Consider the following 8,976-nt stretch of genomic DNA (forward strand, 5'->3'; position numbering starts at 1 on the left):
CTACTCCCGGCTGATGAGAAGCAGGACCAACGGCGCCCCGATCAGGGTGGCGGTCAGCCCGGCAGGAATCTGGAACGGAAACACCGCCACCCGGCTGATCCAGTCGGCGGCCAGCATCAGCCCGGCCCCGGACAGGGCGGCCCCGGCCAGCTGGGTGCGGGCCGACAGCAGCCCCGGCAGCCGGGCCAGATGCGGGGCCATCAGGCCGATGAAGCTCAGCGGGCCGATCACCAGGGTGGCGGCGGCGGACAGGGCGGCGGTCAGCACCAGCAGGCGCAGACGCACCGCCTGAAGGTTCAGGCCAAGGCTGCGGGCCGCCTCCGGCCCCAGCGGCAGCAGATCCAGCCAGCGGATGCACAGCGGCGTCACGGCGGCCAGTGCCAGCGCAATTCCGCCGGTCAGCAGGGCATCGGGCATCTCCACCCGGTAGGTGGACCCCATGGTCCAGTTGAGCAGGGCAACGGCGCGGGGGTCGCCATCGGCGGTCAGGATCGAGGTCAGGGCATCAAACAGGGCCCCGACGGCAATGCCGGCCAGCAGGATACGGTCGGTGCTGCCGCCGTCGCGGCGGTTCAGCCACAGCAGGGCCAGCAGCACCCCCAGCGCCCCCAGCGCCGCAAAACCGGTCTGAAAGCCGCCGGTTGCTGCCGGAAAGGCATAGAGGCTGATCAGCATGCCCATGGCAGCCCCGGAGGTGACCCCCAGCACTTCCGGCCCGGCCAGCGGATTGCCGGTCAGGCGTTGCAGCATGGTCCCGGCCAGCGCCAGCATCAGCCCGGCAGCGGCGGCGGCCAGCACCCGGGGCAAGCGCCACGGCAGCAGGTCGGTAAAGTCCGGCCCCACCGCCAGAGCCCAGCCGTCCGGCCCCCGCCCGAGGCTGAGGGCGGTCAGCGCCAGCAGCAGTGTCAGCCCGCCAAGGGCCAGCAGCCAGCGGCCGGGGTGTCTGGTTGGCAGGCGGTGCCGGGTCTGGGGGGGCGGGGCGGTCAGGCGGGCCGGATCGGTCCGCAGGGTGCGGACCAGCATCAGGATCAACGGGGCCCCGAAGACGGCGGTGGCGGCACCGGTCGGCAGCAGGTCGGGGACAAAGCGTCCGGCGACGGCAACGCTCTGGTCGGTCAGGCCGAGCAGAGCGGTGGCCAGCAGGGGCGACCACAGCAGTGACTGGCGCAGGGTCCGTGCCCCGGACACAAAAGCCAGCGCCGGACCGGCCAGTCCGACGAACCCGAGGACCCCGGCCTTGGCGACCACGGCGGCGGACAGGGTGACGGCCAGCGTCAGGGCGGCAAGGCGGATCAGCGTCAGCGGCACTCCGAGGCTGCGGGCGGCCTCATCGCCCAGATCCAGCAGCGACAGCGGGCGTAGCAGCAGCCAGACCAGAACGGTGCAGACCACCACCAGCGGTGTCAGCGCCTGTGGCAGGGACCAGTCGGTCTGGACCAGCGACCCGCTGCCCCACAGGAACAGGCTGGCCAGATAGCCGTCGTTGACCAGAATCAGCGCCGCCGAGACGGCACCGGTATACAGGGTGACCACCAGCCCGGACAGCACCAGCGGCATCGGGTCCAGCCGCCGCCGCCAGCTGAGGGCCAGCACCGCCGCCACCGCCGCAGCGGATCCGGCAAAGGCGACGAAGAACCGTCCGCCGGTCAGCAGGCCGGGGGCAAACAGCAGGGTCAGGGCCAGGGCCAGCTGCGCGCCGCCTGCCGCCCCGACCGTATCGGGGGAGGCCAGCCGGTTGCGCAGGATGTGCTGGAACAGCGCCCCGGACAGCCCGAGGGCATAGCCGCAGACCAGCGCTGAGGCCAGACGCGGAACCGCCCCCTGCCACAGCAGCAGGGCACTTAAGGGGCGGGAGTCAGCCAGCAGCGGCTGAAGGGCCACAACACTCATACCGCCGGTGGCGGCAAACAGCAGCAGGCACAGCAGGGCCGGGCGGGGGAGGGCGGAGGGGAGCAGGGTCATCGGGGCACCAGTGCATCAGCCAGCAGGGTGGCAAACCGGGCCGAGGACGGCAGCATGCCGAACATCAGCACCGGAGGCAGAACAGTGACCCGCCCGGCCTGCACGAACGGCAGGGCCTGCCACAGCGGGCTTTGGGTCAGGCCGGTTTCGTAGTCCGGGGGCAGGGGGCGCAGGGTGACAAAGGTGCTGTCCCCGGCTTCGGCCAGCCGGTCAGCCCCGACTGCGGAAAATCCCCAGTCAGAAACCGGTTCGGTCCAGCCGTTGCGCAGACCCAGCCGCCCCAGCAGGTCGCCGTACAGGCTGCCCTGCCCGAACACCCACAGATGATGGGCATCGGCCACGGCAGACACCAGCACCGGCGGCGGCGGTGCCACCGCAAAGCGGGCGCGGCTGTCCGACAGGATGGTCTCGGTGCGGGTGATCAGGGCCTCGGCCTCGGCCTCCCGTCCGGTCAGCCGCCCGAGGGTGCGGGTTGCCTCCTGTGCGGCGGCATAGGGCTGGCCGACCCCCTGATGCACGCTCAGGGTCAGGGTCGGGGCGATCCGCCGCAGCAGGGGCTCCAGTCCGCTCTGGAACGGGATCAGGATGATCAGGTCCGGCTTCAGGCTGCGGATCAGTTCCAGATTGGGTTCAAAGCGCGACCCCAGATTGACCGTTCCGGCGGGCAGGGGCGGGTCAGCCACCCAGTCGGCATAACCCCTGATATCGGGCACCCCGGCCGGGGGCGCGCCAAGGGCGACCAGCGTTTCCGCCACCCCCCAGTCGAGGGTGACGATCCGGCGGGCCGGGGCGGGCAGGCCGTCTGCTCCGGCCGGGAGAGCCCAGCCGGAGCAGATCAGCACGCACAGAAGGGTCAGAAGGCGCCGCATCTTATTCGGCGGCAATCCGCAGGGCGGCAGTGTGGCCACTGGCCCATTCCACCATCGACGGCGGCAGGGTCAGGTCAAAGTGATTGCGTCCCAGCAGGGCGTTGACGATCTCCGCCGAGCGCCAGGCGGCAATCGACAGCTGCGGGTCAACGATGCCGTGGCTGTGGCGGCTGGCATTCAGGGCGAACAGGCGGTTGGCCGCCGGACCGTCCCAGTCCACTGAATAATCGCGGTTCAGGCAATACTGGCCGCTGTCGGTCAGGCGGATGCGCCGGGACAGGGGGGCAAGGCACTCCGGCATGGCGGTGTGGTAGCCGGTGGCAAGGATCACCACATCGGCGGTGAAGACATCGCTGCCCCCGTCAAAGGCATTGGTGGTGTGCAGCTGGTACTGACCGTTGCCGTGATCCATCGCGGTCAGGGTACGGTTGGGCAGCAGGCGCAGGCGGGCCGGGTTGCCGTCCAGATGTTTCAGCTCGTACAGGCGGCGGTAGATCGCCTTCAGCGTCGACAGTGACGCCCCGTCGCTGGCGAGTTTCTGCTGCTCCAGTTTCTCCCCTTTCCGGAAGGCGGGCAGGCCGTGGAACAGGTCGCTGTAGGTCGGCGAGAAATACTCGTTGGTGAAGGGGGAGGCGTCGATTGGCTCGAAGGTCGGGCGGCGGCTGATCCATACCACTTCGTCCTCGGCGGTCATGTCGCGGTTCAGCAGGGCCTGAAACACCTCGCAGCCCGACTGACCGCCGCCGATGATGGCGATGCGGCGGGCGGACAGGATCTCCGGTGTCACCGCAATCTGGCTGGCATGGACGCAGGTGGGGCCAAGGTGGCGGCGGGCGCAGTCCGGGGCCCACGGGGTGACACCGACGCCGACGGACAGGTTGCGGGACTGGCGGGTGATGTCGGTGCCGTCCGGGCCGGTCATGCGCAGGGTGAAGGCCCCGTCACTGAAGCTGACCTCCCGCACGTCATGGCCGAAGTTCAGCGACGGCAGCCCGTTGGCCACCCATTTGAAATATCCGGCGGTTTCCTTGCGGTAGACGGCGTCGAATTCGCAGTTCAGGAAAGCATAGAAACGCTTCTGGCTGACCAGATAGGACAGGAACGACCACGGGTTGGTCGGGTCGGCGGCGGAGACCAGATCCTTCAGGCAGGAGTTCTGGAGTTCGACGCCGGGCAGCATCATGCCGGGATGCCACGAGAAGGCCGGGCGGCGGTCGAAGAAGGCGGCGGACACCTCCGGCAGGCGGTCGAGATGGGCGGCGACACTCAGGGTGAACGGGCCGCAGCCGATACCCGCCAGATCAAGCAGGGAAGAGGCAGACATTGCGGAGATCCTTTTGAGACGGTGTCAGGAGAGAGACGAATGGCGGGGGCTGCGGTTCAGCCCCGTCGCCGTCAGGGGGGGCCTTAACGGCCTCTTGCGGCCAGTTCCGCCGCCACGGTGTCGAGGCAGCGGGCAAAGCGGCTGTGGAAGGCGGTCATGCCGACAATGTGCAGGTGGGTGGTGCCGTGCAGGATTTCGGCGGGCGGGGTCAGCGACGAATAGCGCCGCCAGTCGATCAGGTTCAGCCCCCGGTGCAGGGTGTCTCCGGCAGCGAAGGACCGGATCGGCACCTCGTGCGGGGTCAGCCGGTGGCTGCGGAAGATCAGGGCGTTGTCGATCAGCACCCAGAACATGTGTTCGGTGCTGCCGACCGCCGGGCCGTCCAGCGGCAGGTCGTAGGGGCTGTTGAGGACGAAGGACAGGAACTGGTCCCCCGTCAGCGGGTCCATCACCGCAAACAGCTGTTCCCATTCGGCCCGCATGGCGGTGCGGGTCAGCCATTCGCGGACCCGGGCCTCCACCGCGTCGCGCTGGCCGGGGGCGAAGGTCGGCACCGCGCCGATGGCGAAGTCGGTGTCCATGTCGCAGACGTCGATCATGCCGATCATCCGCACATCGACCTCGTCTTTCAGCTGGCAGGCGGCTTCGTAGGCCAGCAGTCCGCCCCACGACCAGCCGAGGAAGGTGACCGACTGCCCCCGGCTGTGCCGACGGATGTAGTCAGCATAGCGGGCGGTTATGTCCGCCACCGAAACGTTCTGTTTCTTGTCCTCCGCCAGCGTGTAGCAGATGAAACCGGTGGCGGGCTGATCGGGACCGAGATAGTCGATCAGCTTCTGGTATTCGCGGGTCGAGACCAGCAGGCCGGGGAAGCAGTACAGCATGGGCCGGGTGCCGCCGGAGCGCAGGATGATCACATCCTGATGGCGGTCAGAGGTGTCCGACGCCAGCAGCGCCGACAGGCCACGCACGGTCGGATGGTTGAACAGATCGACAATCGCCATGTCGCAGTTGGGCAGCTGGCGGCGGACCTGCGCCAGCACCTTCAGGGCCAGAATGGAACTGCCGCCGAGGCGGAAGAAGTTTTCGTCCAGACCGACCGCCTCCAGCGCCAGAACCCCGGCGAGAATGCTGCACAGGGTCTGCTGTAAAGGGGTTTCCGGCGGGGTCAGCACCCGTTCGGCCCGCTGCGGGGCGGGCAGGGCCTTGCGGTCCAGCTTGCTGTTGGCGGTCAGGGGCAGGGCAGCCAGGCTGACCACGGCGGCGGGCACCATGTAGTCCGGCAGGGTCCGGGTGACCGCCAGCCGGACCGCATCGGCATCAAGGCTCTGTCCGGCGGCGGGTACCACATAGGCGACCAGCATCGGGTCGCCAAGATCGTCCCGCAGGACGGTCACCGCCTCGCCGACCTCCGGCAGGGCCTTCAGAGCCGAGTCAATTTCGCCCAGCTCGATGCGGTAGCCGCGCAGCTTGATCTGCTGATCGGCCCGGCCGAGGAAATCAATCGCCCCGTCCTCGCGCCAGCGGGCGAGATCACCGGTACGGTACATCCGCTCCGTTTCCGGGTGCAGCAGATCGGGCAGGAAGCGGGCGGCGGTCTGCTCCGGCAGGCCGATGTAGCCCCGGGCGACGCCGTCACCGCCGATATACAGTTCCCCCGGCACCCCGACCGGCACCGGCAGGCCCTGCGGATCAAGGATATAGGCCCGGCGCAGGCCGACCGGGCGGCCGATCGGGGTGCACAGGCCCTCAAACGCGGTGCCGGCCGGCACTTTCCAGACCATCGGCGTCATCACCGTTTCGGTCGGGCCGTAGCCGTTGATCAGGGTTCTGGCCTTCAGGGCGCGGGTGATCAGCTGGAAGGTGGCCGGGGCCATCGCCTCGCCGCCGAAGGAATACAGCCGGGCGTCCGGGGCCTCGCCGGTCAGGTCGGCCCATTCCGCCAGCTGGTGGACATAGCTGGTCGGCAGGCTGGCATTGGTGACGCGGTGGCGGCGCATCAGCGCCAGCGCTTCCTCCGGTGCCAGCAGCGGGCGGTGCGGCAGGACGATGCTGCCCCCCAGCATCAGGGGCACCATCCAGCGTTCATGACCGCCGTCGGAGCTGAACGGCAGCACCGGCAGCTCGCGGCTGCTGCCGTCCATGTCATAGATGCGGGCGGTGCTGTCGAGGTGGCGGGCCAGCACTCCGTGCTCCACCGCCACCCCCTTGGGGGCGCCGGTGGAGCCGGAGGTGTACATCACATAGGCCAGCGAGGCCGGATCAACCGGCACCGGGTCCGGCTGATCCGTTTCGCTGTCGATATCATCCAGACACACCAGCGGCAGATCCATGCCTTCCGGCAGGCGGGACCGCCAGCGGTCTTCCGTCACCACGGCGGCAACACTGGCATCGCGCAGGATGTGGTGGTTGCGGCTGTCCGGGTGATCGGGATCCAGCGGAATATAGGCTCCGCCCGCCCGCAGGATGCCAAGGATGGCGGCAATGGCCTCCGGCGACCGCCGCAGCAGGATGGCGACGCAGCGCTCCGGCCCGACCTCCAGACGCCGCAGCCGGGCGGCAATGCGGGCGGTCAGCGTGTCCAGCTCTCCCCGGGTGACGGTGCGGTCATCAAACAGGATCGCGGTTTCCGCCGGATTGGCCCGGGCGTGGGCAAAGATCCGCTGATGCACCGGGGTATCATCCTGCGGGGCGGTGCCGTCGTAGGGGGCACCGAGGCGTTCCAGATCCGTAACGGTCAGCAGCGGCAGCAGGCCGGGTTGAAGGCTCTGGTCTCCGGTCAGGGCGTCCAGCAGCCGCAGGAGGTGATCCATCGACCGCTCCAGCAGGCGCGGGTCGTGGTCATCTTCGGCGGCGTTCAGGGTCAGGGACAGACTGCCATCGGGCAGGTCGATGCCGGTCAGCAGCAGGCTGGCATCGCTGCGCGGCAGGCTGACACGCCGGGCCATGGCGGCGGCGGGCAACGGCAGGTGTTCCACCAGCGTATGCAGCAGGGCGGAACCGTCCTCGCCATTCTCCTGCCACAGATCCTGCGCTAGCCGGTCAAAGGGGGCGGCATGGGTCAGGGCCTGCTGACGGGCGGCGGCAACGGTGGTCAGAACCTCGGCCGCCGTCTGCTGCGGGGTCAGGGGCAGGCACAGCGGAGTGATGGTTTCAGCATGGCACAGGGCCGGGTCGGCGGGGCCGCGCAGGCTGCCGATCAGGCCGACAGAAATTTGCCATCCGGCCCCGTAGCGGGCAATCAGCACGGCCATGGCGGCGGCCAGAATGCCTTCCGTCCCCAGTCCGGTTTCCTGCCCGCGCCGGTGCAGGCGGCCTGTGGCATCGGCGGGCAGAGTCCGGTGGTGCAGGCTGCGGGTCCCTTGCGGCGGGGAGACCGGAACCGGGCGCACCGGCAGGCGCAGGGCCGGGGGCTCGTCCGGGTTCAGGTACGGCCGCCAGTATTCCAGCGCCTCGGCATAGGGCAGGGCTGGCTGATCGCTGACCGGCACGGGACGGTCTCCGGCCAGAACCGTCAGGCTGTGTTGGTCGGCCAGCAGCGGATGGAGCACCAGCAGCAGGGCGGGCGGATGGTGCGGATGGGTGATCACCACAGCCCGGACCGGCGGTTGATCCGGCAGGCGGAAGGGGCGGGCGACCTGAGCGGCGACGGCGGCCTCGCGGTCATCGGCGGCGGTCAGCGACAGCGTGACCGGCTCCGGTGGCTGTTGACCGGGAAACAGATCCAGTTTTCCCCCGGCAGACACCTGAACCCGCGTTGCCAGCACCGGATGGCGGGCACACAGGTCCGCGATCCGCTCCGCTGCGGTTGCCGCACTTTCCAGCGGCAGCAGCAGGGCCGGAACCCCGGCAACGGCGTCCTGCCCGATCTGGCACAGGGCCCAGATCCGGCGCTGGGCGGCAGTGGGGGGCAGGGGGCCGGTCACGTCGGGGGCTGCCGACTGTGGATCGGCGGCGGTCTGATGAGTCATCGCGGGGGCCTCTGGACAAAACGTTTATCGCAATTGCGACTTAATCTCGATTTGTCGAACGTCTGGCAGAACCCGAAATTCAGGGAAAAAGAAAAGAAATTACGGGGACAGAATGTGCTGAACTGCGCCGACGGTTATTCGTCAGAGGGGGGCGTCAGCGTTGCGGCCGTACGGCGGCGGGGGATATTCCGGGCGGATGTCTGCTGTGCTTTGTCAACCGTGGCCGGGCTGCTGATCAATGCAACAGGCCCAGACGGGGAAGGACACTCTATATGTTCCCTCCCGATCCGCAGGAACAGCGGGCCATTGTTGAGGCCCGCCGGATCGGGCAGGGATCTTCCGCCCGGTTTTGGCCGGTGCCCTGATCTCAGCCGGTGTAGTGTATCAGCCCGCGTTGCTCCAGATGGGACAGGAAGGCAAGGGTGTCGGCCTCTACCTGTGGCAGGGGGGCCCCGTAGGCCTCGCTGAGGCTGTTACAGAGATCCCGGACAGTGACCGGAGTTGCAAGGCGGTGCCAGATGTCACGGCTTGTGGCCTGCAACCCGATATAAAGACTGCTGTCCATACTCATCAGGATGGTCTCACCGTTGATCTCCGCCGAGAGAGCCTGAGGACGTTGGGCAACGGTATCATCAAGGGTTGGGGGCATGCTCAAAGGTCCATACCTGATCGTCTGAAAGCGAAAGCAACGCGGATTATAAGGCCGGTCCGGCAAGGCTGCCCGGCCTCCGTCGGGGCGGGGCAGGGTTTGCGGTCACGGTCATCGCATTTGAAAGAAGCGAGTAGCGCTGAGCGCTAAAAAGGATTCTTTAGGGGGCTCCCTCAGCGAAGGCAGGAGCCCCCCTGATGT

The 8,976-nt window shown here is 68.6% G+C and carries 5 protein-coding genes; all 5 read right to left on the reverse strand.

All coding sequences use genetic code 11. The features are described from left to right. Nucleotides 1–1,962 (reverse strand): Fe(3+)-hydroxamate ABC transporter permease FhuB, encoded by a 1,962-nt coding sequence (gene fhuB / locus FHS48_RS19130; RefSeq protein WP_184266319.1) that lies wholly within the window; start codon nucleotides 1,960–1,962, stop codon nucleotides 1–3. Continuing rightward, nucleotides 1,959–2,831 carry an iron-siderophore ABC transporter substrate-binding protein gene (locus tag FHS48_RS19135; protein WP_184266322.1) on the reverse strand — a complete coding sequence of 291 codons (873 nt, stop codon included), beginning with the start codon at nucleotides 2,829–2,831 and terminating at the stop codon, nucleotides 1,959–1,961. Before FHS48_RS19135 ends, fhuB begins: the two co-directional genes overlap by 4 nt. A 1-nt stretch (nucleotide 2,832) precedes the next feature. Beyond that, the gene (locus FHS48_RS19140; RefSeq protein ID WP_184266325.1) at nucleotides 2,833–4,155 is read right to left on the reverse strand and encodes a lysine N(6)-hydroxylase/L-ornithine N(5)-oxygenase family protein; all 1,323 of its coding nucleotides are present in this window, start codon (nucleotides 4,153–4,155) and stop codon (nucleotides 2,833–2,835) included. An 83-nt stretch (nucleotides 4,156–4,238) separates the two neighbouring features. Next, complete coding sequence (locus tag FHS48_RS19145; RefSeq protein ID WP_184266329.1) at nucleotides 4,239–8,126, reverse strand: non-ribosomal peptide synthetase; 3,888 nt, start codon at nucleotides 8,124–8,126, stop codon at nucleotides 4,239–4,241. Nucleotides 8,127–8,493: 367 nt separating this feature from the next. Next, entirely contained in the window at nucleotides 8,494–8,775 is a 282-nt protein-coding gene (locus FHS48_RS19150; protein WP_184266332.1) for a PqqD family protein, read from the reverse strand. Between the last annotated feature and the right edge of the window lie 201 nt (nucleotides 8,776–8,976).

Origin of the sequence: Novispirillum itersonii (assembly GCF_014205675.1) — a bacterium.
Classification (GTDB): domain Bacteria; phylum Pseudomonadota; class Alphaproteobacteria; order Rhodospirillales; family Rhodospirillaceae; genus Novispirillum; species Novispirillum itersonii_A.

What these genes read in the sequence shown, in the direction of transcription:
- FHS48_RS19150 (WP_184266332.1), bottom strand. Translation starts at nt 8,775, where the DNA reads ATGCCCCCAACCCTTGATGATACCGTTGCCCAACGTCCTCAGGCTCTC.
- fhuB (WP_184266319.1), bottom strand. Translation starts at nt 1,962, where the DNA reads ATGACCCTGCTCCCCTCCGCCCTCCCCCGCCCGGCCCTGCTGTGCCTG.
- FHS48_RS19140 (WP_184266325.1), bottom strand. Translation starts at nt 4,155, where the DNA reads ATGTCTGCCTCTTCCCTGCTTGATCTGGCGGGTATCGGCTGCGGCCCG.
- FHS48_RS19135 (WP_184266322.1), bottom strand. Translation starts at nt 2,831, where the DNA reads ATGCGGCGCCTTCTGACCCTTCTGTGCGTGCTGATCTGCTCCGGCTGG.
- FHS48_RS19145 (WP_184266329.1), bottom strand. Translation starts at nt 8,126, where the DNA reads ATGACTCATCAGACCGCCGCCGATCCACAGTCGGCAGCCCCCGACGTG.